General features: G+C 71.8%; 21 protein-coding genes. 5 read left to right on the top strand and 16 right to left on the bottom strand.

Going from position 1 to position 24,250, the window contains the following annotated elements; genetic code table 11:
• Nucleotides 1-36 precede the first annotated feature (36 nt).
• The 3 genes from ACWH95_RS03320 to ACWH95_RS03330 form a co-directional block, all read right to left on the bottom strand.
• Nucleotides 37-2,298 carry an ABC transporter ATP-binding protein gene (locus ACWH95_RS03320; RefSeq protein WP_454120160.1) on the bottom strand — a complete coding sequence of 754 codons (2,262 nt, stop codon included), beginning with the start codon at nucleotides 2,296-2,298 and terminating at the stop codon, nucleotides 37-39.
• Complete coding sequence (locus ACWH95_RS03325) at nucleotides 2,295-4,022, bottom strand: ABC transporter ATP-binding protein (protein ID WP_136030718.1); 1,728 nt, start codon at nucleotides 4,020-4,022, stop codon at nucleotides 2,295-2,297. Before ACWH95_RS03325 ends, ACWH95_RS03320 begins: the two co-directional genes overlap by 4 nt.
• Before the next feature lie 234 nt (nucleotides 4,023-4,256).
• Nucleotides 4,257-5,318, bottom strand: coding sequence for an enoyl-CoA hydratase/isomerase family protein (locus tag ACWH95_RS03330; RefSeq protein ID WP_454120161.1), 1,062 nt, complete (start codon nucleotides 5,316-5,318; stop codon nucleotides 4,257-4,259).
• A gap of 110 nt (nucleotides 5,319-5,428) precedes the next feature.
• Here ACWH95_RS03330 and ACWH95_RS03335 point away from each other — a divergent pair, with 110 nt between their 5' ends.
• Complete coding sequence (locus ACWH95_RS03335) at nucleotides 5,429-8,047, top strand: ATP-binding cassette domain-containing protein (protein ID WP_454120162.1); 2,619 nt, start codon at nucleotides 5,429-5,431, stop codon at nucleotides 8,045-8,047.
• A 62-nt stretch (nucleotides 8,048-8,109) separates the two neighbouring features.
• Here ACWH95_RS03335 and ACWH95_RS03340 read toward each other — a convergent pair whose 3' ends face one another.
• From ACWH95_RS03340 to hemE, 11 genes are all read right to left on the bottom strand, one after another.
• Nucleotides 8,110-8,559 (bottom strand): hypothetical protein, encoded by a 450-nt coding sequence (locus ACWH95_RS03340; RefSeq protein WP_136030722.1) that lies wholly within the window; start codon nucleotides 8,557-8,559, stop codon nucleotides 8,110-8,112.
• An 84-nt stretch (nucleotides 8,560-8,643) separates the two neighbouring features.
• A complete protein-coding gene (gene hemL, locus ACWH95_RS03345) occupies nucleotides 8,644-9,966 on the bottom strand; it encodes a glutamate-1-semialdehyde 2,1-aminomutase (RefSeq protein ID WP_136030724.1) in 1,323 nt (440 codons plus the stop codon).
• A gap of 98 nt (nucleotides 9,967-10,064) precedes the next feature.
• Nucleotides 10,065-11,042 (bottom strand): porphobilinogen synthase, encoded by a 978-nt coding sequence (hemB, locus tag ACWH95_RS03350; protein WP_136045113.1) that lies wholly within the window; start codon nucleotides 11,040-11,042, stop codon nucleotides 10,065-10,067.
• Nucleotides 11,039-11,836, bottom strand: a complete 798-nt coding sequence (locus ACWH95_RS03355) for a uroporphyrinogen-III synthase (RefSeq protein ID WP_136030727.1) — start codon at nucleotides 11,834-11,836, stop codon at nucleotides 11,039-11,041. The genes hemB and ACWH95_RS03355 overlap by 4 nt, the downstream gene beginning before the upstream one ends.
• Complete coding sequence (gene hemC / locus ACWH95_RS03360; protein WP_454120163.1) at nucleotides 11,833-12,834, bottom strand: hydroxymethylbilane synthase; 1,002 nt, start codon at nucleotides 12,832-12,834, stop codon at nucleotides 11,833-11,835. The genes ACWH95_RS03355 and hemC overlap by 4 nt, the downstream gene beginning before the upstream one ends.
• Nucleotides 12,835-12,841: 7 nt before the next feature.
• Nucleotides 12,842-13,519 (bottom strand): hydrogen peroxide-dependent heme synthase, encoded by a 678-nt coding sequence (gene hemQ / locus ACWH95_RS03365; protein WP_206252488.1) that lies wholly within the window; start codon nucleotides 13,517-13,519, stop codon nucleotides 12,842-12,844.
• Nucleotides 13,520-13,586: 67 nt separating this feature from the next.
• The gene (locus ACWH95_RS03370) at nucleotides 13,587-13,859 is read right to left on the bottom strand and encodes a hypothetical protein (protein ID WP_136036607.1); all 273 of its coding nucleotides are present in this window, start codon (nucleotides 13,857-13,859) and stop codon (nucleotides 13,587-13,589) included.
• A complete protein-coding gene (locus tag ACWH95_RS03375; protein ID WP_136030735.1) occupies nucleotides 13,846-14,253 on the bottom strand; it encodes a phage holin family protein in 408 nt (135 codons plus the stop codon). Before ACWH95_RS03375 ends, ACWH95_RS03370 begins: the two co-directional genes overlap by 14 nt.
• A gap of 1 nt (nucleotide 14,254) precedes the next feature.
• Complete coding sequence (locus tag ACWH95_RS03380) at nucleotides 14,255-14,665, bottom strand: hypothetical protein (protein ID WP_454120164.1); 411 nt, start codon at nucleotides 14,663-14,665, stop codon at nucleotides 14,255-14,257.
• Between the two features lie 185 nt (nucleotides 14,666-14,850).
• Nucleotides 14,851-16,419, bottom strand: a complete 1,569-nt coding sequence (locus ACWH95_RS03385) for a protoporphyrinogen/coproporphyrinogen oxidase (RefSeq protein WP_454120165.1) — start codon at nucleotides 16,417-16,419, stop codon at nucleotides 14,851-14,853.
• 39 nt (nucleotides 16,420-16,458) lie between these two features.
• Complete coding sequence (hemE, locus tag ACWH95_RS03390) at nucleotides 16,459-17,481, bottom strand: uroporphyrinogen decarboxylase (RefSeq protein ID WP_247637870.1); 1,023 nt, start codon at nucleotides 17,479-17,481, stop codon at nucleotides 16,459-16,461.
• Nucleotides 17,482-17,554: 73 nt separating this feature from the next.
• Here hemE and ACWH95_RS03395 point away from each other — a divergent pair, with 73 nt between their 5' ends.
• The 3 genes from ACWH95_RS03395 (at nucleotide 17,555) to ACWH95_RS03405 (ending at nucleotide 20,091) form a co-directional block, all read left to right on the top strand.
• Nucleotides 17,555-18,850: a glutamyl-tRNA reductase gene (locus ACWH95_RS03395; RefSeq protein ID WP_454120166.1), complete on the top strand. Its 1,296-nt coding sequence runs from the start codon at nucleotides 17,555-17,557 to the stop codon at nucleotides 18,848-18,850.
• Nucleotides 18,851-19,096: 246 nt separating this feature from the next.
• Complete coding sequence (locus ACWH95_RS03400; protein WP_136030746.1) at nucleotides 19,097-19,669, top strand: HhH-GPD-type base excision DNA repair protein; 573 nt, start codon at nucleotides 19,097-19,099, stop codon at nucleotides 19,667-19,669.
• Complete coding sequence (locus tag ACWH95_RS03405) at nucleotides 19,666-20,091, top strand: DUF1801 domain-containing protein (RefSeq protein ID WP_454120167.1); 426 nt, start codon at nucleotides 19,666-19,668, stop codon at nucleotides 20,089-20,091. The genes ACWH95_RS03400 and ACWH95_RS03405 overlap by 4 nt, the downstream gene beginning before the upstream one ends.
• Nucleotides 20,092-20,115: 24 nt before the next feature.
• On the opposite strand, the gene ACWH95_RS03410 is transcribed toward ACWH95_RS03405, so the two are convergent.
• Nucleotides 20,116-21,831, bottom strand: coding sequence for an ABC-F family ATP-binding cassette domain-containing protein (locus ACWH95_RS03410; protein WP_454120168.1), 1,716 nt, complete (start codon nucleotides 21,829-21,831; stop codon nucleotides 20,116-20,118).
• A 254-nt stretch (nucleotides 21,832-22,085) separates the two neighbouring features.
• Nucleotides 22,086-23,219: an epoxide hydrolase family protein gene (locus ACWH95_RS03415; RefSeq protein WP_454120169.1), complete on the bottom strand. Its 1,134-nt coding sequence runs from the start codon at nucleotides 23,217-23,219 to the stop codon at nucleotides 22,086-22,088.
• A gap of 67 nt (nucleotides 23,220-23,286) precedes the next feature.
• On the opposite strand from ACWH95_RS03415, the gene ACWH95_RS03420 reads away from it, so the two are divergent.
• Nucleotides 23,287-24,243, top strand: a complete 957-nt coding sequence (locus tag ACWH95_RS03420) for a helix-turn-helix transcriptional regulator (RefSeq protein ID WP_454120170.1) — start codon at nucleotides 23,287-23,289, stop codon at nucleotides 24,241-24,243.
• Nucleotides 24,244-24,250 lie beyond the last annotated feature (7 nt).

Consider the following 24,250-nt stretch of genomic DNA (forward strand, 5'->3'; position numbering starts at 1 on the left):
GGGGCGTCGTGTCGTTGGTGCGGGGCCGCCGAGGTGTCAGGCGCGGGGGTCCGCGCCCTCGGCGCCGTCATCGAGCAGCGCTCGTGCGGCCGCGGCCTCCGCGGCCGGGACGTTCGCCCCGACCGAGGCTCCGGCGATCGCGTCGTCGGCCTGCTCCCGTGCCGTCTCGTCGGCGGCCTCCCCCGTGACGACCAGGGGCGTGGAGCCCGTGAGGGCCTCCTCCGCGTCGAGGTCGGTCGCGGCCTGCTCGAACTGCGACTGGTACAGCCGCCAGTAGGCGCCCTGCGCGGCGATGAGCTCGTCGTGCGTGCCCTTCTCCACGATGTCGCCGTGCTCCATCACGAGGATGAGGTCGGCGTCGCGGATGGTGGACAGGCGGTGCGCGATCACGAACGACGTGCGCCCCTGGCGGAGCGCGGCCATCGCGTGCTGCAGCAGCAGCTCGGTGCGGGTGTCGACGGCCGAGGTGGCCTCATCCAGGATGAGGATCGACGGCTGGGCGACGAACGCGCGCGCGATCGTGATCAGCTGCCGCTCACCGGCCGACACGTTGGACGCATCCTCGTCGAGCACGGTGTCGTAGCCCTCGGGGAGGGCGTGCACGAACCGGTCGACGTACGTGGCCTTGGCGGCGGTGAGCACTTCCTCATCGGTCGCGGTCGAGCGACCGTAGCGGATGTTCTCGCGGATGCTCCCGGCGAACAGCCACGGGTCCTGCAGCACCATGCCGGTGCGCGAGCGCAGGTCGTCGCGCGTGATCTGCGAGATGTCCTGACCATCGAGCGTGATGCGCCCGCCGCTGAGCTCGTAGAACCGCATGATCAGGTTGACCAGCGTGGTCTTGCCCGCGCCGGTCGGCCCGACGATCGCGACCGTCTGGCCCGGCTCCACCCGGAACGACAGGTCGGTGATCAGCGGTCGCTCCGGCGTGTAGGAGAAGGACACGTTCTCGAACTCGATCACGCCCTTGCCGTCGCCGAGCCGCGGGGCGTCGGCCTCGTCGGGCTCCTGCTCGTCGGCGTCGAGCAGGTCGAACACCCGCTCGGCCGACGCCGTGCCGGACTGCACGACCGCTGCCATGCCGCCCAGCTCCGACAGCGGCTGCGTGAACTGCTGCGAGTACTGGATGAACGCCTGCACGTCGCCGAGGCGCAGCTGCCCGCTCGCGACCATGAGGCCGCCGAGCACCGCGATACCGACGTAGGTGAGGCTGCCGACGAAGGTCATGGCGGGCATGATGATGCCCGACAGGAACTGCGCCTTGAAGCTCGCCTGGAACAGCTCCTCGTTCTCGGCCTTGAACTTGTCGAGCGCGTCCTGCTCCCGACCGAACACCTTCACGAGCGCGTGCCCGGAGAAGGCCTCCTCGACGCGGGCGTTGAGACGGCCGACCTTGCGCCACTGTGTGCCGAAGGCCTTCTGCGAGCGCGGGCCGATGACGCCGAAGATCACGCCCATGAGCGGCAGGGCGACCAGGGCCACCAGTGCCAGCTGCCACGAGATCGAGAACATCATCACCAGCACGCCGACCACGGTGAGCACGGCGGTCAGGGCCCCGGAGAGGGACTGCTGCATCGTCTGGGTGATGTTGTCGATGTCGTTCGTGACGCGGGAGATCAGCTCGCCGCGCTGCACCCTGTCGAAGTACGACAGCGGCAGCCGGTTGATCTTCGCCTCGACGGCCTCGCGGAGGCGCCACATGGTGCGCACCATGATGACGTTGATCACGTATCCCTGCAGCCAGCTCAGGAACGCGGCCACCACGTAGATCGTGAGGACGGCGGCGATGACCCAGCGCAGAGCATCGAAGTCGATGCCGTCGCCGACCCGGAAGTCGCCGAGGGCGCCGACCTGGTTGGCGAAGTCGTCCTGTCCCGCTCCGCGCAGCGCATCGACCACCACGTCCTGCGACGTTCCGGCGGGGAACCCGGGGAAGTCGCCGTTCGGCTGGCCGAGCTGGATGGAGATGAAGCCGCGGTAGACGATGTTGGTCGCCTCGGCCAGGACCTTGGGAGCTGCGACCGTCAGCACGACGCCCAGGGCCCCGAGGATCGACACGAACACGAACCACACGGCCGAGGGCTTGAGCAGTCCGATCATGCGGGCGAAGCTCGGCCCGAAGTTGTCGGCCTTGCCCGGCGCGACGCTGTCCCAGCCGCCGCCGTTCTGCCGTGCCTGCTCCGCGAGCTCGGCCTCGTACTGCTCTTCCGCCGTGAGCTCGCGCTCCTCGGTCTGCACCGGGGCCTTCCCCCGTCCGCGCTTCGGCGCGGCGGTGCGCTTGTCGTCCTGCGCGCTCATGCGTCCACCCCCAGCTGCGACTCGACGATCTCTCGATAGGTGCCGCTGGTCTCCAGCAGCTCCTCGTGCGTGCCGACGCCCACCATCGTGCCGCCCTCGAGCACCACGATGCGATCGGCGTCGGTGATGGTGGAGACACGCTGGGCGACCACGATCTTCGTGACGTGCGGCAGCTCGCGCCACAGCGCCTGCCGCAGTCGCGCGTCCGTGGTCAGGTCGAGCGCCGAGAAGGAGTCGTCGAACACGAGCACCTTCGGCTGGTGCACGATGGCCCGCGCGATCGCGAGGCGCTGGCGCTGGCCGCCCGACACGTTCGTGCCGCCCTGGGCGATGCGGGACTCGAGCCCGTCGGGCATCTCCTCCACGAAGTCACGCCCCTGGGCGATCTCGAGCGCGTGCCACAGCTCCTCATCGGTCGCGTCCTCCCGGCCGTAGCGCAGGTTCGACGCGACGGTGCCGGTGAAGAGGAACGGACGCTGCGGCACCAGACCGATGCTGTCCCACAGCGCCTCCACGTCGGCCTCGCGCACGTCGGTGCCGCCCACGTGCACCGAGCCGCTCGAGACGTCGAACAGACGCGGGATGAGAGAGACCAGCGTGGTCTTGCCCGCACCCGTGGAACCCACGATCGCGACCGTCTCACCCGGCTGCGCCGCGAAGCTGATGCCGGTCAGCACGGGCGCGTCGGCGCCCGGGTAGGTGAAGGCGACGTCGTCGAACGCGACCGCACCCGGCGTCGGGAACTCGGTGACGCCGTTCGCGGGGCGCGTCATGGTCGACTCGGTGTTGAGCACCTCGCCGATGCGCTCGGCCGAGACGGCGGCGCGCGGGATCATCATCGCCATGAAGCTGGCCATGATGACGCCGCCCATGATCTGGCCGATGTACTGCATGAAGGCGAACAGCGTGCCCACCTGCACGGTGCCGTTGTTGACCTCGATGCCGCCGAACCAGATCACGGCGACCACGGTCACGTTGAGGATGAGCATGAACAGCGGGAACAGCAGCACGAACAGCGAGCCGACCTTGCGGCCGACGACCATGATGTCGGTGTTGGCTCCGCGGAAGCGCTCCTCTTCGATGCGCTCGCGCACGAACGCGCGGACGACGCGCACGCCGGTGAGCTGCTCGCGCATGATGCGGTTGACGTTGTCGAGCTTGCCCTGGTAGCTGCGGAACAGCGGCACCATGCGGCCGATCACGAGCGCCGCGAGGAGCAGGAGCACGGGGACCGACACGGCGATGAGCCAGCTGAGCCCGGCGTTGGTCTGCACGGCGAAGATGATGCCGCCGATCGCGAGCAGCGGCGCGGTGACGAGCATGGTCGCGCCCATCATCGCCAGCATCTGCACCTGCTGCACGTCGTTGGTGTTGCGCGTGATGAGGGAGCCGGCGCCGAACTGCGACACCTCGCGCTCGGAGAAGCCGCTGACCTTGCCGAACACGTCGGCACGGATGTCGCGACCCGCGCCCATCGCCGCGCGCGCGGCGAAGAAGGTCGCGATCACGGAGGCGACGATCTGGCCCAGGGAGACCGCGAGCATGAACAGACCGGTGCGCCAGATGTAGGCGGTGTCGCCCTGCGCGACGCCCTTGTCGATGATGTCGGCGTTGAGGCGGGGCAGGTAGAGGGTGGCAGCCGCGCTGGCGAACTGGAAGACCAGCACGGCCACGAGGAGCCACTTATATCGGGACAGATAGCGGAGGAGGATTTTTCCCAGCACAGGCGGACTTTCTAGGAAGGAGGAGGCGGCGGATCTCCCGGCAGACGGATGCCGACCGACGACCGGCCATAGGACAGCGTGCCACGAAGCGGGGACATTCGTATCCCCCTGGGGGCGGACCTTCGCTCACAGCGAACCGCATCCCGTGCGATCAGCACTTTTCTGCACGGTGACGAAGAAGGGCCCGCCGGAAGCCTGCCCGATCGCCGCCCGCGTCAGCGAGCGGGCCGCCCCTCAGAACAACGGCGGCTGCGGCGTGTAGTCGCGGGCCGGCGCACCCGCGTCCGCCGGCAGCTCGGCGAGGGTCGCCGGCTGCCACTTCGGGTTGCGGTCCTTGTCGACCAGCTGCGCGCGGATGCCCTCCACGAGGTCCGGGTGCTCGTTGACGAACCACAGCACCCGTCGGTACTCCCCCTCGAGCGCGGCGCGCAGTCCCGGCAGCCCCCGCGCCTCACGCACGGCGTCGAGCGTCACGACCAGCCCGGTCGGCGCGAGACCTTCGAGGAGATCGGCCACGGCTGCGGCCTCGGTCGTGCCCTGCGCGTGCAGCCGCTCCAAAATCTCGGGCACGGTCGGCGCGGAGAACGCCTCGTCGATCCAGGCGCGCGATGCCGGGAGGGCCGACGGCTCCGGCGTCTCGTCGAACAGCAGCACGATCTCGCTGGGGCTCGTCGGGTCGGCGCGGTGCGCGAGCGCGTCGCGCAGGGCGTCGAGGCGGTCGGAGGGCACCACGTGGTCGGCGAACCCGAGGTACACCGCGTCGGCGGCGCTCATGGTCGCCCCGGTCAGCCCGAAGTACTCGCCGAACCGTCCCGGCGCCCGCCCGAGCAGCCACGTGCCACCGACGTCGGGAGTGAAGCCGATGCGGGTCTCCGGCATCGCGAGCTTCGACCGCTCGGTGACGATCCGGATGGCCGCGTGCCCGGCGAGCCCGATGCCGCCGCCCATCGTGATGCCGTCGGCCAGCGCCACGACCGGCTTGGGGTACTCGGCGATCATCGCGTTCATCGCGTACTCGGCGCGGAAGAACTCGGCCGACCGCTCGGGGTAACCGGACACGATCTGCTCGTGCAGGCGGCGCACATCGCCGCCCGCGCACATGCCGCGCTCGCCCTCGCCGTCGATCAGCACGATCTGCACGTCGGAGTCGTCACGCCACGCCACCAGCGCCCGGGTGATCTCGGCGATCATGTCCTCGTCGAGCGCGTTGATCGCCTCGGGGCGATTGAGGGTGAGCCGTCCGAGCGCTCCTTCCGTGCGGACGAGGACACGGGGGGCGGCAGAGGTATCGGTCACGGGTGCCAGGCTACCTTCTCACCAGGGGTGGAATTCCGCACGGAATGCGGGTTCCGGGGCGGTTTTCCGGCAGGATAGGGGGAACTGTTCATCGCGACGAGAGGTGCCGGATGCCTGAAGGACAGGTGCTCGAGTTCACGAATGTGACGAAGCGCTTCAACGAGGTGACCGCCGTCTCGGACTTCTCCGCCCGCGTCGAGCCCGGGGCCGTGACCGCCTTCCTCGGTCCCAACGGCGCCGGAAAGACCACGACTCTCCGCATCCTGCTCGGTCAGGTGCGTGCCACGTCGGGAACCGCCACGATCGGCGGCGTCGCGTATCCGGAGCTGCGCCAGCCGCTGCGCACGATCGGCTCCGTGCTGGAGGAGACGGTCTACCGCCCTCGCCGCACGGCCAGCCGGCAGCTGACCATCGCCGCGAAGGCCAACGGCATCCGCCTGTCCCGCGTCGACGAGGTCCTGTCGCTCGTGGGCCTGGAGAGCGAGGCCGATTCCCGCATCGGCGGCTTCTCCCTCGGCATGCGGCAGCGGCTGAGCGTCGCGCACGCGCTGCTCGGCGACCCCGGTGCCCTGGTCTTCGACGAGCCGGCGAACGGCCTCGACCCGGAGGGCATCCGCTGGATGCGTCTGCTCATGCGCCGTCTCGCGGACGAGGGGCGCACGGTCCTGGTGTCGTCGCACGTGCTCAGCGAGATCGAGCAGGTGGCCGACCACGTGCTGGTGCTGTCGAAGGGACGGCTGGTGCTGTCCAGCGGTATCGAGACCCTGGCCGACCCGGCCGGCGGCTCTGTCATCGTGGATTCCGTGGATCGTCCCGGCCTCACGACGGCGCTGGTGGCGGCGGGCTTCGACATCGAGGTGCTGCGCTCCGGGCTGACCGTGCGCGGAGCCGACGCGAGCACGGTGGGTGCCGTGGCCGCTGAGGCCGGCATCGCCCTCAGCACCCTCGTGCAGCGCGGGCCCACGCTGGAAGACGTCTTCATCGATCTGATGCGCGGTGGTCGCTTCGGCACAGCGGCGGACACGACCGCGGCCGCTGCGGGCGGGGCGGCGCCGGGCGAGACGGCAGCGACCGATACGAACCATGAGGCGAGCGATTCCTCCGCCGACGTGGCGACAGCGGGCGCCGGTGCGGCCGCATCGGCTCTGGCTGCCGGTGGTGCGGCCGCTCTCGCGGACGACCTCACCACCGAGACCATGCCCGAGCCGACGGACGCCACGGCGGAAGACGACGACGTGGACGAGCAGTCGACCGACGCGGAGCCCGCGTCGGAAGACCTCGTCGCCGCCGACACGGAGGACTCCGACGTGATCGAGACCGTGGCGGAGGTCACGGCGGCCACCGGCCCGGTCGCGGTCGTCCCGGTGGAAGAAGACGTGCGTCCCGTGACGATGGAGGACGCGGCGCGGATCGGCGATGGCGATTCCCTGTCCGAGTCGCGCGCGGAGACGGCGACCTCGTTCGACGAGATCCTGTTCGGCGGCACCGCGCCGGTCCAGGAGGATGAGCCGACCGAGCGGCCCACCCGACGCAGCCTCGCACAGCTGTTCGCGACGACGCCGGAGTCCACCGACGACGACCACAGCGCGTCCCCGGAGCATGTGTCCAGCGACGAGCAGGACTCCGAGGGTGATGTCCCGATCGGCTCGGACGACGCGGAGTCAACGGGCGGTTCGGCGTGGAGCACCGGTTCCGCACCGACCGAGGAGGGGGCGGACGAGGACCCGGAGAACGGAACCGAGGCAGACGAGACTCCGGAGAACGCAACCGGGGCAGACGGAACTCCGGTAGACGAGCCCGCGGGCCACGAGCCCCTCGCCGACGATCAGGAGTCCGCGCTGGATTCCGTCGATGACGCCCACGACAGCGAGAGCTCGGCGGATGAGGCGCCGGCGGACGACACCGGAATCGCGTCCGACGAGCCCGCCGCAGATCCGGCTCCGGCGGACAACGAGCCGGTGATCACCGCCGATGACGAGTCCATCGAGGAAGACCCCGCGGGCATCGAGTTCTTCGCCGAGCTGGACGACGCCGAGGAGGCGGACGAGACCGACGAGGCCGACCACGGCGACCGCGATGGCGAGGAGGCGCCGCTCGAGGCGGGCGGCACGGACGGAGCCGCGACCCCGGACGAGGACGAAGACCCCCGCGCGGCCGCCGTCAGCTCCCTGCTCTCCGCCGCCGCACGCGCGTACTACGAGGACGAGCCGCGGGACTACCCGCTGAGCACCGCCGACAGCGTGCCCGCGACCGGCGCGCCGGGAGAGACGCACGACGCCGGGGCCCACTGGAGCGTCGCGACCACCGGCGTGATCGACACGGTCCCGCTCGCGCGCGACACCGCGACCGATGGTCAGGACGACCACGGCACCGCCGACGCGCACCACCAGCCCCACGACGGTGTCGCCGAGGTGCAGGACGGCGAGGGGCACGAGAGCGAGGGACACGCGGTGCCCGAGCACGACGACGAGCACAGCGGCGAGCACGACGACGAGCACAGCGGCGAGCACGACGGCGAGCACAGCGGCGAGAACAGCGACGAGCACGACGGCGAGCACAGCGGCGATCACAGCGACGAGCACAGCGACGACGACCGCGACCGCGAGGGCCACGGTCACGACGACGGGCAGAGCGAAGGCCCCGGTCACGACGACGGGCAGAGCGACGCGCACGATCACGACGGGCACGATCGCGAGCAGCACACCGACGGCGACGAGCACCGCGGCTGAGCCCGAGACACGAGACGCCCTCCCGGCTACGGCCGGGAGGGCGTCTGTCGTTCGTGGGGCTGCTAGGCCGGCCGCGGGCGGATGACCGGACGACGGCTGCCCTTCGACACGGGCGTCGGTGCGGTGGCGACGATCTCCTCGACGCTCGCCGGCTCGTCCGACACCTCGAGCCGCAGCGCCTGCGTGAGTGCGAGGCCGTGCCGCGTGGTGAGGATCAGCCGGTTGTACTGCGGGTCGCCCTCGAGGTCGATCACGACGCTCGGGCGACGCCGCCGGATGAGCACGAAGTCGAGGGTTCCGGCGGCCTTCCAACTGCCGGCGGCGAGCACGGTCGGAATGTGGGTCCCGGGGTTCGGCACACCGCGGAGCCAGGTCCAGGCGTCGTCGGTCAGCTGCACCTTGGTGATGGTGTCGCGCGGGATCCGCACGTTCTCACGGTGGAAGGTGGCGGCACGTTCGATGGGCGAGAGCACGACTTCGAGTTGCGTCTGGTCCAGCAGCAACGTCACCATGCCCCTTAGTCTGCCAGCGCGGCGCTCCCGGTTGGCTGGAAGTTGCTCACAGGAAAGCAACGATCCGTTGTGGGCACGGATACATCAGGGCCGGGCGTCTGCCGCGGCCCTGGCCGCGAACGCCAGCGCCGCCTCGATGCGCTGCAACTCGTCCTCACCGTGCGCAGCCGTGAGGAACCACGCCTCGAAGACGCTCGGCGGAAGCGCGACACCGTGCTCGCGCATGGCGTGGAAGAACGCCGAGTAGCGGAACGACTGCTGCGCCTGCGCCTCGGCGTAGTCGCGCGGGATCGAGGCGCGGAACGAGGCGCTGAACAGGTTGCCGGCCGACGCCACCGCGTGCGTCACGCCCGCGTCGCTGAGGGCGGTGTCGAGCGCGGTCGCCACCCGGGTCGCCGCGGCGTCGACCGTGGCGTAGACCTCGGGCGTCGCGAGGCGCAGCGTGGCGAGACCCGCGGCGACCGACAGCGGGTTCCCCGACAGCGTGCCCGCCTGGTACACCGGGCCGAGCGGAGCCAGCAGGTCCATGACCTCGGCGCGACCGCCGAGCGCGGCCAGCGGCATGCCACCGCCCACGACCTTGCCGAACGTGATGATGTCGGGGAGGTAGTCCTCGCCCGCCGCGGCCTGCAGACCCCAGAACCCCGCGGGGTGCACGCGGAAGCCCGTCAGCACCTCGTCCAGGATCATGAGCGCGCCGTGAGCGTGTGCGGTGTCGGCGATCAGGCGGTTGAATCCGGGCCGCGGGGGGACCACGCCCATGTTCGCCGCGGACGCCTCGACGATCACGGCGGCGATGCGCTGGCCGTGCTCGGCGAACACCGCGTCGAGCGCCTCGGGGTCGTTGTAGCGGATGACGAGCGTCTGTGCGGCGATGGGTGCCGGCACCCCGGCGGATCCGGGCAGCGCGAGCGTAGCGACGCCCGACCCCGCCTCGGCCAGCAGCCCGTCGGAGTGGCCGTGGTAGTGCCCGGCGAACTTCACCAGCAGGTCGCGACCGGTCGCGCCACGGGCGAGTCGGATCGCGGTCATGGTCGCCTCGGTCCCCGTGGACACCAGGCGCACGCGCTCGATGGGTCGGATGTCGCCGAAACGAACCCGGTCGGCGATCAGCGCGGCCAGCTCGACCTCGCCCTCGGTCGGGGCACCGAACGACAGACCCCGCGCTGCGGCGTCCTGCACGGCGGCGACCACCTCGGGCTGCGCGTGGCCTAGCAGCGCCGGACCCCACGAGGCCACCAGGTCGACGTACTCCCGGCCGGCGGCGTCGGTGACGGTCGCTCCCTTCGCCGAAGCGAGGAACCGCGGCGTCCCGCCCACCGAGCCGTAGGCGCGCACCGGCGAGTTCACCCCGCCCGGGATCACAGCGCGGGCAGCGGAGAACAGGTCGTCATTGCGGTCGGTCATGGCAGCTCCTCGGTGATGCGCGGAGCTCTCCCGGGCATCCCTTCCAGGCTAACCCGCCGTACCGACGCCGGAGTCCGCGCGGTGACGCCGCGGGGCGGTCAGCCGCGAAGCCAGCGGGCGGCCTCGGTCGCCCAGTAGGTCAGCACGGCGTCGGCGCCCGCGCGCCGGATCGACAGCAGCGACTCGAGGATCGCCGCCCGGCGGTCGATCCAGCCGTTGGCCGCGGCGGCCTCGACCATCGCGTACTCGCCGGACACCTGATACGCCCACACGGGCACGGTCACGGCGTCGCGCACCTCGCGCAGCACGTCGAGGAACGCCATCGCCGGCTTGACCATGACGATGTCGGCGCCCTCCTGCTCGTCGACCAGCGCCTCCCGCACGCCCTCACGGCGGTTGCCCGGATCGAGCTGATACGTGCGCCGGTCGCCGGTCAGCTGGGAGTCCACGGCCTCACGGAACGGGCCGTAGAACGCGCTCGCGTACTTGGCCGCGTACGCCAGGATCAGCGTGTCGGTGAAGCCCTCGGCGTCGAGCGCCCGGCGGATCACCGCGACCTGGCCGTCCATCATGCCGGACAGCCCGAGCAGCTGCGACCCGGCCCGCGCCTGTGCCAACGCCATCGAGGTGTAGCGCTCGAGGGTCGCGTCGTTGTCGACCGAGCCGTCCGCCGCGAGCACCCCGCAGTGCCCGTGATCGGTGAACTCGTCGAGGCAGAGGTCGGTCTGCACCACGAGCGCATCGCCCACCTCGGCCGCGAGGGCCTCGGTCGCGACGTTCAGGATGCCGCGCGGATCGTCCGCTCCGGAGCCGACCGCATCGCGCACCGCCGGGACACCGAACAGCATGACCCCGCCGACGCCGGCCTCGGCCGCCTCGACGGCGGCGGCACGCAACGAGTCGAGCGAGTGCTGCGCCACGCCGGGCATCGAGCCGATGGGCGCCGGCTCGGTCAGTCCCTCGCGCACGAAGAGCGGAAGCACGAGCTGACGGGGCTCGAGCGAGGTCTCGCGCACGAGGTCGCGGACAGCGCGGGACTGGCGCAGCCGACGGAGGCGGATGTCGGGGAAGCTCACGGCGCGAACTCGTCTGCCGCGTGCGGAAGCGTGAACTGGGACACGGCATCGATCAACGCGTCGATGGTCTGCCGATCGGCCACCACCGACACCGGCAGACCGGCACGCTCGGCATCCTTCGCGGTGCGCGGGCCGATCGCGGCGAGCAGGGTCTCGTCCGGGATGTCGGGGAACTGCTCGCGCACCTGCTCCGCCACCGAACCGCTCGTGATGAGGATGGCGTTGATGCGGCCGTTCTCCACATCGCGACGGATGCGCTCCGTGACCGGCACGCCCACCGTGCGGTAGGCGACCACACCGTGCACGTCGTGTCCGGCCTCGGACAGCATGATGCTCAGCACCGGCTTCGCGATCTCGCTGCGCAGCGCCAGGATGCGCCGGGGCTCCTGCTCGAGCGCGATCAGCTGCTGAGCCATGCCCTGCGCCGAGTTGTCCTGCTCGGGGACCAGCGCCACCTCGTAGCCCACGGCCTGGAGCGCTGCGGCCGTGGTCTCGCCCACCGCCGCGATCTTCGTGGACTTGGGCACGACCGCGCGATGCGCGAACAGCACGTCGACCGTGGTCGCACTCGTCACCGTCAGCCAGTCGAACTCACCGGCGGCCAGCTGCTCCAGCGCGCGGTCGAGCGTGTCCTGATCGGTCGTGGGGGCGAAGTTGATGAGCGGGGCGACGACCGGCACGGCGCCCAGGGCACGCAGGCTCGCGGCGACACTGTCGCCCCAGGGCCCGCCACGGGGCACGAGGATGCGCCAGCCGTCCAGCGGTCGGTCCTGCTTGGTTTCGGATGTGGTCATGAGAAATCGGGGTGCTCTCGGGGGACGAGGTCGGCCGCCCCTTGATCGAGCAGCCGACGGGCAACAGCGAGCCCGAGCTCGCGCGCTGCGTGCATCGGGCCTGCACCATCGGCAGCATCCGCTCCATTGCCACTGCCGTTCCGATGAATATACTCCCCGTTCAGGGCTTCCGTGACGTCGAGCCCGATCCGCCGACCCCCGTCCGGGGCGTACACGACCGTCCTGATGCGGATCTCGGCGCCCTCGACGCGTGCGTGCGCCGCCATGGGGGCTTGACACCCGGCATCGAGTCCCTCCAGAATGGCGCGCTCGACCGTGACGGCCAGTCGGGTGTCGTGATCGTCGAGGGCGGAGAGCGCCTCCCGCAGCTCCTCCGGGGCGTCCGCCCTGGTCTCCACCGCGAGCGACCCCTGCCCCGGCGCGGTCGGCCACTCCGCGAGCCCGAGCTCTTCGCGCTTCAGCGGCGAGTCGGTCCCCAGACGCGACAGCCCGGCGGCCGCGAGGATCACGGCGTCGAGCTCGCCCGAGGCCACCCGCGCGAGCCGGGAGTCGACGTTGCCGCGGATGTCCACGACCTCCGCCTGCGGTGCCCGGCGCCGAACCTGGGCGATGCGTCGCGGCGAGCCCGTGCCGACGGTGCTGCCCGAGCCGAGCTCGTGCAGGGGCGCGCCGTGACGCGTGAGAACCACGTCCCTGGCATCCTCTCGGCGGGGCGTCGCAGCGATCACGAGACCCTCCGGCACGGCGGTCGGGAGGTCTTTGAGGGAGTGCACGAGGAAGTCGCAACGGCCGGCGAGCAGAGCCTCGCGCAGCCGGGTCGCGAAGACGCCCAGACCGCCGATCTCCGACAGCGACGCCCGATTGGTGTCGCCCTCGCTGGTGATCGGGACGAGCTCGACGGCACGCCCCGTGACCTTCTCGAGGGCGGCGGCGACATGGCCCGACTGCGCCTGCGCGAGCGCGCTGCGTCGGGTGCCGAGACGGATGCGGGTGCTCATGGTGCGGTTACTGCAGCACGTCGGCGATCTCGTCGAAGCGCAGACGGCGCCCCGTGTAGAAGGGCACCTCCTCCTTCACGAACATCCGCGCCTCGGTGTAACGGAGGTCGCGCATCATGTCGACCAGGTCGGTCACGTCGTCGGCCTCCATCGGCAGCAGCCACTCGTAGTCACCCAGCGCGAACGCGGCGACGGTGTTCGCGATGACGCCCGTGAACGCAGCGCCCTTGCGCCCGTGGTCGGCGAGCATCGCGCGGCGGTCAGCCTCCGGCGCCAGGTACCACTCCGGGGTGCGGACGAACGGGTACAGGCAGAGCCAGTCCTTCGGTGCGACGCCGCGGAGGAACCCCGGCACGTGCGAGCGGTTGAACTCCGCGTCGCGGTGCACGCCCATCACGTTCCACACCGGCAGCAGCGAGCGCAGCAGCTCCGTGCGACGGAGGCGGCGCAGCGCCTTCTGCAGCTCCTCGGCGGTGTCGCCGTGCAGCCACACCATCAGATCGGCGTCAGCCTTCAGCCCGGAGACGTCGTAGAAGCCACGGACGGTGACGCCGGAGTCCTCGATGTGCGAGACGATCGACTCGAGCTCCGTGGCGTCGTTCTCGGTGACGGGAGCATCGGGATTGCGTCGCCACACAGCCCAGAGGGTGAAGCCGGACGGGTTCTCTTCGCGCACTTCGGACATGATCCCAGTCTGCCCCTTTCACGGAGAAGCCCCTAATCAGGGGAATACCGCGAGGAACGGCCGACCGTCAGCGTGCGATGGCCCGAGCGATCGCCCACACGGCGCCGCCGACGACGGCGGCGATCCCGACGGCCGCGGCGACCGCGCCCACCGGGTTCCGATCGGCGAACGCGCGTGCCTTGACCGCGGCACGCGCCGACGCCTTCTCCACCCGGCGCGGGATGTTGCCCTTGATCTCGATCGCGGCGAGCGCCGCCTTCAGCTCGGCGCGGGCCGACGTCACGGGATCGACGATGCCCGCGGGGACGGCGGTGCGCGGCAGCGACTCAGGGGTGCTCATCGCCGGCCTCCTTCACGATTCGGATGTCCTCGGCCACGGCCTGCGCCGGGTTCTGGCGCTTGAGCACCTTGCGGAACTTGAGGATGCCGAGCAGCGCGAACAGCAGCACGGCGAGGATCAGGATGCCGAACACGGCGATCGCCGACAGCCACACGGGCCACCACGACGACAGGCCGGCGATCGCGAACACGAGGATCACCGGCACGGCCCAGAACAGGAAGAACAGGGCGACGAGGAACCAGACCGAGCCGATCCCCGCATCCTTCGCCGTGCGCGAGACCCACGCCTTGGCGGCGTCGATCTCCGCCTTCACGAGGTTGGTGACCAGCTCGGGCAGATCCCCGAGCAGGGTCAGCAGACTGTCGTCGGCGCGATCCCGGTATCCGCGGGGCATGTCAGTCGCCGGACTTCTGCGCTGCCGGCTTCGTCGCGGGCTTCTTCGCAGCGGGCTTGTCAGCCGCAGCGGCGCGCTCCTTGACCTCGTCGACCGCTTCCTCCGCCGCCTCCGAGACCTCCTCGGCGGCCTCCTTGCCCGACGCGATCACGGCGTCGAGCTTCTGGCCGGGAGTGCCGTTGCCCGTGACCGACTTCACGATCTTCACCGCGCCCGTCCACACGGCACCCGGGACGGCCGCGGCCTTGTCGCCGACGAAGTCCTTGACCTTCTCCACCTGGTCCTGGACGGGATCCGTGTTCCAGACCTTGAGCCACTGCGTCCGGATCTGCTCGTAACGCTCGCGTCCGGCACGGGTGCCCAGCACATAGCCGACGCCGAGTCCGACGACGAGTCCGATCTTCCCCTTCATGGGGTCTCCTCACGTTGTTCCGGCGGTGGTCGTCCGGTTCGGACGCCGATCGCCGACGTCTCCGCCGCGATCAGGTACCCAGCGTAACCCCGTATGCCGATTTCGGCATCAATCCCGGAGAGGGTTGACAGCGGGCCCTTCGTCACTCACGCTTGTGCGCTTCGTGGTGCGCGGAGGTCGCCCGATCAGTCCCACAGGAGCGCGCGACGGAGGCGATCGGACGCCTCCGTGGCGTCCGGGACCACCTGTGCGAGGCCGGTCCCGGCCACCCAGGCTCCGACCACCGCCAGGCCGGGGATCGCCTGGATCGCATCGCGCGCAGCCTGGCGCCGCGCCCCCGATCCGAGGAGCGACGCGGGCTGCGACTGCACGAACCGTCCGCGGTGCCCTGCGATCACCTGGGTCGGCTCCAGCGGTACGCCGAGCAGCGCGGCCGCCTCCCGCCGCGCGAGGTCGATCGCCGCCGCGTCGTCGAGGGCGGCGGTGGCGGCGGGCTCCCCCTGCGCGCCGAACGACACCCGCACGACCTCCCTGTCGCCCGCGGCCTCCCGCACCCACTCCCACTTCGCCGTCGAGTGGGTGAGCGCCTTGGCCGTGTGGCTCCCGGGCACCGTGAGCACCCCGGTGCCACGCGGCACGCTGCGCAGAGCCGGGGCATCCAGCAGCAGCGTGACGATCTCGATCTCCGGGGACGCGGCCGCTTCGGCCAGAGCGAGCGCCGGCACCGCGTCGGCGAGCAGCTCGCGCGCCACGGACTCCGCGGTCGCGACGATCACGGCGTCCGCACGGAGAAGCTCCTCCACCGGCTCGTCCGTCACCGGGACGGCGTCGGCCAGAGGCTCCGACTCGGCAACCCACGGCTCCGGCGTCTGCGTCGGGGTGTCGAGCTGCGTCGCGGCCGTGACCCGCCAACCGCCGTCCTCCGACACGACCGAGAGCACCCGCACTCCCGTGCGCACGGTCGCCCCGAGCTGGGCGAGGTCGTCGGCGATCGCGTCCACCAGCACGGTCATGCCGCCACGGAGGCCTTCCACCGCGGCGCCCGGAGCCTTCGCCCCACCGGAGCCGCCGTTCCCGCGCAGCGCCAGCACCGCGCCGGACAGCGAGCCGACGCGGGTCAGGGCGGCGTTCAGCCCCGGGGCGGCCACGTCGATGTCCACGTCGTCGGGCGACGCGGAGTACACGCCCGTCGTGACCGGGGCGACCAGGCGGTCGCGCACCTTCGGGCCCATGCGGGAGGCGACGAGCCGCCCGAGGCTCAGCTCGTGGCCGATGGTCAGCGGCGGCCGTACGCGGTCGAGGTAGGCGCGCCATGCGCCCGACCATCCGATGATGCGCCGCACGTCGTCCTGGAACGGGTTGCCGGGAATGCCGAGGACCCCGCCCACCGGGAGCGGAGCCGCACCCGTGCCGGGGATGCCGGAGAGCCAGGCGCCGCCCGCGCGAGGGGGCACGACCCGATCCGCGAGTCCGAGCTCGTCGACCAGGGCGCGGACGAGGCCGCCCCTGGTCGCGTAGCTCTCGGCGCCCGCATCGAGCGTCACACCGTCGAGCTCCACGCGACGCAGGGCACCGCCCAGCGCCTCGGCAGCCTCCAGCACCGTGACCCGCATGCCGACCTTGGCGCACTCGCGGGCGGCGACGAGACCACCCATGCCCCCGCCGATCACGACGACGTGCTTCTCCGCGGCGCGTGCGGCCAGGTCGGCCGGCTCGGCCGCGGACGTGTGTGCACCGGAGGGGTCAGGGCTCATGCCGTCCATCCTTCCACCGCGCCCGGGGGCGACGCGTGCTCAGGCGCCGTGCACCAGCTCGACGATGCGCGTCAGCTGGTCGGGGTCGGTCTCGGGCGGCACCCCGTGACCGAGGTTGACGATGTGCCCGCGGGCCGCACGACCGCGCTCCAGGACGTCGCGCACGTGCGCCTCCAGCACGGGCCACGGCGCCCCGAGCAGCGCGGGGTCGATGTTGCCCTGCACGCTCGTGTCCGGTCCGAGGATCGCCGCGGCCTCGTCGAGCGGAAGACGCCAGTCCACGCCGACCCCGTCGGCGATGCCGCCGAGGCGCATGTCGGCGAGGAACGGGCCGGTGCCGACGCCGAAGTGGATGGTGGGGACACCGATGCCGTCGAGCGCGGCGGTCGAATGCGGTGCCACGAACGTGCGGTAGTCGGCGGGGCTGAGCGAGCCGGCCCAGCTGTCGAAGAGCTGCACGACCGCGGCACCCGCGTCGCGCTGCGTCTCCAGGAATCGTCGGGAGACGCGGGCGAGCCACCCCGCCAGACGGTGCCAGGCGTCGGGGTCCGCGTGCATCATGCCGCGTGCCCGCAGGTGCTCCTTCGACGGGCCGCCCTCGACGAGGTAGGCCGCGAGCGTGAAGGGCGCGCCGGCGAAGCCGATCACCGGGGTGTCGCCGAGCTCCGCCGCGACGATGCCCACCGCCTCCGCGATCGCCGTGCCGTCGAGCGACTCCGGGTCGATCGCGGTGATCCGCTCGACATCGGCCCTCGTGCGCACGGGGTTCGCGAACACCGGCCCGCGCCCCGGCTCGATCTCCACCTCGACGCCGGCGAGGCGCAGCGGGATCACGATGTCGCTGAAGAACACCGCCGCGTCCACACCGTGCCGCCGCACCGGCTGCAGGGTGATCTCCGCCGCGAGGTCGGGCGTGAGGCAGGCGTCGAGCATCCGTGTGCCCACCCGCAGCTCCCGGTACTCGGGCAGCGAGCGGCCGGCCTGCCGCATGAACCAGACGGGCGTCGTGTCGGGGCGGTCGCCCGTGAGGGCGCGCAGCAGCGGAGCGTCGGAAAGGGCCATGCCCCCATCCTCCCATTGCCCGGTTATGGGGCCGCCGAGTCCGCCTGTCCGAACGCTCCGGTACAATCGAGGGGTGCTGCTGTGTGTGACGGCGAGTCACAAGACCGCCTCCTTCGAACTGCTCGAACGCCTGAGCCGCACCCCCGACGATGTCGCCCCCACCCTGGTGGGCATGACGCCGTGCGTGCAGGGTGCCGTGGTGCTGGCGACGTGCAACCGGTTCGAGGCGTACGTCGAGATGGACGAGCCGATGACCGCCGCGGGCGCGATCGGCGTCGAGGCCGTGCTCGAAGCCGTCGAGTCCGCCACGGGCATTCCGGCCGCCGACCTCGACGGCGCCTACACCGTCCACGCCGGGCGCCGGGTGGCCGAGCACCTGTTCTCCGTCGCCTCCGGCCTCGAGTCGGTCGTGTCGGGTGAGGGCGAGATCGCCGGCCAGGTGCGCCGGGCCCTGAAGTCGGCCCGCAAGGACGGCACCACCTCCCCCGAGCTCGAGCGCCTCTTCCAGCGCGCGAGCCAGGCGCAGCGCAAGGTCAAGAACGTCACCGCGCTCGGGCGCGCCGGTCGCTCGCTCGTGCGCCTGGCACTCGAACTGGCCGACAGCCGCATCGCCGACTGGTCCGCCGAGCGCGTGCTCCTGGTGGGCACCGGCGCCTACGCGGCCGTGACCCTCGCGACGCTGCGCGAGCGCGGCGCGGTCGACATCTCCGTGTACTCGCCCTCCGGTCGGGCCGAGATCTTCGCGGCGAAGCACGGCATCCGCGCGGTCGCAGCCGCGGACTACGCCCGCACAGCCGCACACTCCAGCCTGCTCATCACCTGCACGTCCGCCACCGAACCGGTGCTGGGACCGGAGCACCTGCAGCTCCCCGTCGGTCTCGCCGCGGCCGGGTGCCCGGTGGGCTCGCACAGTCAGCTGGTCGTCGACCTCGGGATGCCGCGCAACGTCGACCCCGCTGTCGCGACCCTGGAGGGCGTGGCGCTGCTCGACCTCGAGACCATCCGCCTGCACGCGCCGCTCGAGGAGCTGCAGGCGACCGACGCCGCCCGCACCGTCGTGCGTGAGGCCGCGGACACCTTCCACGTCGTGGGTGCCCGCCAGAGCGTGACCCCCTCGGTCGTGGCCCTGCGGTCGCACATCTTCTCGCTGCTCGACACCGAGATCGACCGGGCCCGTGCGCGCGGCGACGAGGACGGCAAGGTCGAGCAGGCGCTGCGGCACCTCGTCGGCGTGCTGCTGCACACCCCGACCGTCCGCGCCCACGAGCTCGCCGCAGAAGGCAGGGCCGACGAGTTCGCCGCCGCGCTGTCCGCCCTGTACGGCCTCAGCCCCAAGGCCCCCGCCGCCGAGGACGCCGCCTCCGCCTGACGGCGCGGTCGCCCGAAATCAGCGCGTAGCCGCTCAGCCGGAGGCGGCGACGCCAGTCATGCGCGAAGAACTACGGCAGCAGTGCGCAATCCGGAGCGGATGCCGCGAGACGAGCATCGAGAGTCAGCAATGAGCACTGCGCCGCGCGCGCGAGCACGAGGTACATCGCGTCATACGCGCTGACGTTGCACTGAACGGTCCTGCCACCGCCCCCGCGGCATCCGCCCGGGATGGGACACTGGGGGCATGGCCCTTCACATCACCGGAGACACCGCCGCCGACACCCTGCTGACCGAGAACCCGCTCGCGCTGCTCGTGGGGATGCTGCTCGACCAGCAAGTGCCCATGGAGACCGCTTTCGCCGGTCCGCTCAAGATCGAACAGCGCACCGGTGCGGCCGATGCCGCGGCCATCGCGGGGATGGCACCCGAGGAGTTCCTCGAGGCGTTCCGCCAGACGCCCGCCGTGCACCGGTTCCCCGGGTCGATGGCCGCCCGCGTGCAGACGCTGTGCCAGGCGATCGTCGACGAGTGGGGTGGCGACGCCTCAGCGCTGTGGACCGCGGGCGACCCGGACGGTGCGGAGGTGCTGAAGCGCCTGAAGGCGCTGCCCGGCTTCGGTGAGCAGAAGGCCAAGATCTTCCTGGCGCTGCTCGGCAAGCAGTACGGCTTCACGGGCGAGGGCTGGCGCGAGGCCTCGGCGCCCTACGGCGAGGACGGCTCGTACCGCAGCGTCGCCGACATCGTCTCCCCCGAGTCGCTCACGAAGGTGCGCGAGTACAAGAAGGCGATGAAGGCCGCGGCCAAGGCGGCGAAGTGAAGCCCACGGGGAACGACGTAGCCGGGCTCATCGCCCGCTCCTCCCCCGCCGCTCGGCGCCGAGACGCGGAGACGCTCACCGCGCTCATGCAGGAGATCACCGGCCGCGAGCCGCAGACCTGGGGCACCATCATCGGCTTCGGCTCCTGCCACTACCGCTACCCGACCGGTACCGAGGGCGACAGCCCGCTCCTCGGCTTCGCGCCGCGCCGAGCCGCCACCACGATCTACCTCTTCGAGGGGACGGATGCGCACGCGGACGACCTGGCACGGCTCGGGCCGCACACCACCGGCGTCGGCTGCCTCTACCTCCCCGACCTGGAGCAGGTGGACCTGACGGTGCTGCGCGGGATCCTGGAGCACTCGCTCGCCTGGGCCGAAGCGGGCGGCGACGTGGGCGCGGCGGTCACCGTCACCGGCTGACCGCACGCCCCCGCGGCCGCCGGGTCACGACGCCACCACGGCCGCACCCTCCGTGACACGGACCGCGGCGGCACCGTGCTGGCGTGCCCGCCGCAGCCACCGCCGGTCGTGCGAGACCGTGACGACCGCGGCCGGGTGGTCGTCGAGCGCCCGCTCCAGCTGCTCGACCAGCTCCGGGTCGAGGTGGTTGGTCGGCTCGTCGAGCAGCAGCACGTCGAACGTGGAGGCCAGCGCGACCGCGAGGTCGAGCCGCCGCCGCTGCCCGACCGACAGGGCCCGCGCCGGGCGCTCGACCTCGTCCTCGCGGAACAGGCCGTGGGCGAGCAGAGCCGCACGGGCATCGCTCGGGGGCACCGCCGCCCGTCGCGCGAACACCTCCACCGCGGAGCCCCGTGCGGCCGCCCCCACGTCTTGCCGCAGTCGGGCGACACGGAGCCCCCCGCGCCGATCGATCGAACCCGATGCGGCGCTCAGCTCGCCCGCGAGGAGGTCGAGCAGCGTGGTCTTGCCTGCCCCGTTCGGACCGGTCACGAGCCAGCGGTCACCCGGCGCCACGGTCCACGCGGTCACGGTGAGCCGGCGGCCCGGCTCCTGGAACACGACATCGTGCAGCGTGACGAGGGCGTCGTCCTCGCCGGACGGCTCCGCGTCCGGAGCCGGGCCGTCCGGCAGCACGAACCGCAGCGGCTCGGGTGGGGGCGGCGCCGGATCCTCCCGCAGCCGAGACAGTCGCTCCTTCGCCATGCGGATGCGCCCGACCGCGCCGTGGTCGCGGCTGCGGGCGCGGAAGGCGCCGTGACCGAAGCCGTCGAGTTCGAGCTTGCGCGGGATCGCGTCCAGGCGGAACGCGTTCGTCGCGAGCAGCTCCTCGGTGCGGGCGACCTCGGCCTTCCACGCCTCGTGTCGCTCCGCGAGTCGTCGTCGCTCGGTCTCCCGCGCCCGCAGGAACCCCGGGTAGCCGTCGCCGTACCGGCGGATGCCGCCGTCACTCACGTGCACGACCGCGGTCGCGAAGCGGTCGAGGAAGTCGCGGTCGTGGGTCACCACGACCAGGGCCCCGCGGTGCGCGGCGATCCGATCCTCGACCCAGGCGAGCGCGTGCTCGTCGAGATCGTTGGTCGGCTCGTCGAGCAGCAGCAGCTCGGCGCGGGAGGACAGTGCCACCGCGAGCGCGAGCCGGGCACGTTCCCCGCCGGACAGCGCGGCCACGGGACGCGTGCGGTCCAGGGTTCCGACGCCGAGCTGGTCGAGCGCGACGTCGATGCGGTGGTCGACGTCATAGCCGGCCCTGGTCTCGAAACGGTCCTGCAGGTCGGATACGGCTGCCAGGCGCTGCGCCTGCTCGGCGGGAAGGGCCGAGGCGAGCTGATCGTAGGCCCGCGCGAGCTCGCGTTCCAGCGCGCGCAGGTCGCCCAGCAGGTCGTCGATCGCCGCGGAGACCGTCGCCCCCGGCGGGAACTCCGGATTCTGGAGGGCGTGGGCCACACCGCCCGGGAGGTGCAGCCGCGCCTCCCCGGCGGTCGGTGCGAGCGTTCCGGCAAGCAGCTCGAGCAGCGTGGACTTGCCGGCGCCGTTGTCGCCGATGATCGCCAGACGATCCGCGGGACCGACGACGAGATCGATCCCGTCGAGCACCCGGTGCGCGGCGAAGCGCACGCCGGCCGCGCGCAGTTCGCACACGCGGTGCGGACGGATCGCCGGGACGGTGGAGGGAGAAGGGGAAGGGAGTACAGGGAACATGAGGGGTCCTCGCTGCGGTGCGGACGGCACCGCGGATACGCGTCGGACGACGCAGGGAAACGGACCTCGATCGCGTCACAAGAGGACGCGTTCGCTCAGGACCCACCGCGGAGAAGACGTCTCGACGCAGTGTCCCGATCTAGCGAATCAGAGTACCCACGGAGAGAGACCGTAGCAGCCCCGGGCTCCCGACGCCAGGGTCGGCACGCGATCGCCCCCGCCCGTGGGGGCGCGGGGGCGATCGTGGCACGAGCTCAGCGCGGGTCGGCGAAGAAGACCCGGAGGTCGGCGGCGAGCAGATCGGGGCGCTCCAGCGCGGCGAAGTGCCCGCCCTCGTCGAAACGGCTCCAGTGCACGATGTTGTCGTTGTCGCGCTCGGCGAAGACCCGGATGGTCTGGAAGTCGTCCGCGAACACCGCGACCCCGGTCCGCGCGTGGTTGACCTGCGGCTCGGCCTCGGCGCGCGCGTTCTCCAGGTAGCTGCGGCTCATGCCCGAGGCGGCGTTCGCGAACCAGTTCACGCTCACCTCCAGCAGGATGCTCTCGAGCGGCACGAGCGATGTGCCGTTGCCGAAGGAGGTGAACAGCTCACTGTAGGCGAGGAGCCCGACCGGGGAATCGCTGAGGCCCACCGCGACGGTCTGCGGACGGGAGGCGTTCATCGCGTTGTAGCCACCCACCGACTGGAACCACTGCATGTGCTCCAATCCCGCGTAGTCCTGCGGCTCGAGCTTCTCGAACTCCGCGGGGTCGCCCGACGGGAACGAGAACAGCTGCAGCACGTGCAGCCCGAGGAAGCCCTCCGGCGCCAGCAGCCCGAGCTCGCGCGCGACCATCGCGCCGTTGTCGGAGCCGTGGATGCCGTAGCTGTCGTAGCCGAGGCCGCGCATGAGCCGGTCGTACGCGGCGGCGACCTTCGCCACCGTCCACCCGGCGGAGGCGAGCGGTTGCGAGAAACCGTAGCCGGGGGCATCCGGGATCACGAGGTGGAACGCCTCCTCCGCGCGACCGCCGTGCGCCTCGGGGTCGGTGAGCCGGTCGATGAGGTCGAGGTAGTCGACGGAGGAACCGGGGTAGGTGTGTGCGAGCAGCAGCGGGGTCGCGTTCTCGTGCCGCGAGCGGATGTGGAGGAAGCGGATCGTCTGGCCGTCGATCTCGGTGGTGAACTGCGGGAGGGCGTTGAGCCGCTCCTGCGCGGCAGCCCAGTCAAACTCCTGCCACGCGGTCAGCGCCTCGCGCAGGAAGTGGTTCGGGGTGCCGGCGCCCCAGTCGTCGACGGGCGCGGTGCGGGGCAGGCGCGTGCGGGCGAGGCGGTCGCGGAGGTCGGCGACCTCGGCGTCGGAGACGTCGACGGAGAAGGGGCGGAAGGCGAGGGTCGTGGTGTTCATGTCTCCGACGATAGAAGCCCATTAGGCTGGATACGTTCCTAATTATTCGGCGACTTTCGGAGGCCTCATGGCGGACCCGACCGCACGGCTCCTGGCGCTGCTCGCCCTGCTGCAGACGGGTTCGGAGCGATCCGGCAGCGAGCTCGCGCAGCGGCTCGGCGTCTCACCCCGCACCGTGCGCCACGACGTCGAGCGCCTCCGCGAACTCGGATACCCGGTCGACGCCCGTCGCGGCTCCACCGGCGGCTACCGGCTCGGGGCGGGCGGCAAGCTCCCCCCGCTGCTGCTCGACGACGAGGAGGCGGTGGCGGTGACCGTCGGCCTGCGCGCCGCCGCCGGCATCGCGGGCATCGCCGACTCCGGCGCGAGAGCGCTCGCCAAGCTCGAACAGGTCCTCCCCTCGCACCTGCGCCCCACCGTCGACGCACTGCGCACGAGCGTCGACCGCGCGCCGGAGAACAACGACACCGACGCCCCCGACCCGGAGGTCGACGCTGCCGTGCTGCGGGCCGTCGCGGGAGCGATCCGCGACCAGGAGTGGCTGCGCTTCGACTACGACGGCCGCCCCGTGCTGGTCGAGCCGTACCGCCTGCTCACCTGGGTGCGACGCTGGTACCTCGTGGCCCGCGACCCGCAGACGAGCGAATGGGGCACGTACCGCGTGGACTGGATGGAGCTGCGGATGCCGACGCGCCGCCGCTTCGACCCGCAGCCGTTGCCCGGGGGCGACTACACCGCGTTCGCCATGCGCACCATCGCCGTGAGCGGCTGGCAGGTGCACGCGCGACTGCGCATCGACGCGTCCGCCGAGGCCGTGCTCGACCGCATCCACGCCGCGGTCGGCGTGGTCGAGCCGGTCGACGAGGAACACTGCATCCTCGTCACCGGCGCCGACAGCCTCGACACGATCGCGGCCTACATCGGGATGCTGATGATGGACTTCACGGTCGAGTCGCCGCCCGAGCTGCTGCCCCGACTCCAGCTGCTGTCGGAGCGGTATGCCAGGGCCGTCGCGGGCTCCTGACCCGGAG

It is taken from the genome of Microbacterium sp. NPDC055502 (assembly GCF_053643635.1).

What these genes read in the sequence shown, in the direction of transcription:
- ACWH95_RS03320 (WP_454120160.1), bottom strand. Translation starts at nt 2,298, where the DNA reads ATGAGCGCGCAGGACGACAAGCGCACCGCCGCGCCGAAGCGCGGACGG.
- ACWH95_RS03335 (WP_454120162.1), top strand. Translation starts at nt 5,429, where the DNA reads ATGCCTGAAGGACAGGTGCTCGAGTTCACGAATGTGACGAAGCGCTTC.
- ACWH95_RS03340 (WP_136030722.1), bottom strand. Translation starts at nt 8,559, where the DNA reads ATGGTGACGTTGCTGCTGGACCAGACGCAACTCGAAGTCGTGCTCTCG.
- hemL (WP_136030724.1), bottom strand. Translation starts at nt 9,966, where the DNA reads ATGACCGACCGCAATGACGACCTGTTCTCCGCTGCCCGCGCTGTGATC.
- ACWH95_RS03355 (WP_136030727.1), bottom strand. Translation starts at nt 11,836, where the DNA reads ATGACCACATCCGAAACCAAGCAGGACCGACCGCTGGACGGCTGGCGC.
- hemC (WP_454120163.1), bottom strand. Translation starts at nt 12,834, where the DNA reads ATGAGCACCCGCATCCGTCTCGGCACCCGACGCAGCGCGCTCGCGCAG.
- hemQ (WP_206252488.1), bottom strand. Translation starts at nt 13,519, where the DNA reads ATGTCCGAAGTGCGCGAAGAGAACCCGTCCGGCTTCACCCTCTGGGCT.
- ACWH95_RS03370 (WP_136036607.1), bottom strand. Translation starts at nt 13,859, where the DNA reads ATGAGCACCCCTGAGTCGCTGCCGCGCACCGCCGTCCCCGCGGGCATC.
- ACWH95_RS03375 (WP_136030735.1), bottom strand. Translation starts at nt 14,253, where the DNA reads ATGCCCCGCGGATACCGGGATCGCGCCGACGACAGTCTGCTGACCCTG.
- ACWH95_RS03380 (WP_454120164.1), bottom strand. Translation starts at nt 14,665, where the DNA reads ATGAAGGGGAAGATCGGACTCGTCGTCGGACTCGGCGTCGGCTATGTG.
- ACWH95_RS03385 (WP_454120165.1), bottom strand. Translation starts at nt 16,419, where the DNA reads ATGAGCCCTGACCCCTCCGGTGCACACACGTCCGCGGCCGAGCCGGCC.
- hemE (WP_247637870.1), bottom strand. Translation starts at nt 17,481, where the DNA reads ATGGCCCTTTCCGACGCTCCGCTGCTGCGCGCCCTCACGGGCGACCGC.
- ACWH95_RS03400 (WP_136030746.1), top strand. Translation starts at nt 19,097, where the DNA reads ATGGCCCTTCACATCACCGGAGACACCGCCGCCGACACCCTGCTGACC.
- ACWH95_RS03410 (WP_454120168.1), bottom strand. Translation starts at nt 21,831, where the DNA reads ATGTTCCCTGTACTCCCTTCCCCTTCTCCCTCCACCGTCCCGGCGATC.
- ACWH95_RS03415 (WP_454120169.1), bottom strand. Translation starts at nt 23,219, where the DNA reads ATGAACACCACGACCCTCGCCTTCCGCCCCTTCTCCGTCGACGTCTCC.
- ACWH95_RS03420 (WP_454120170.1), top strand. Translation starts at nt 23,287, where the DNA reads ATGGCGGACCCGACCGCACGGCTCCTGGCGCTGCTCGCCCTGCTGCAG.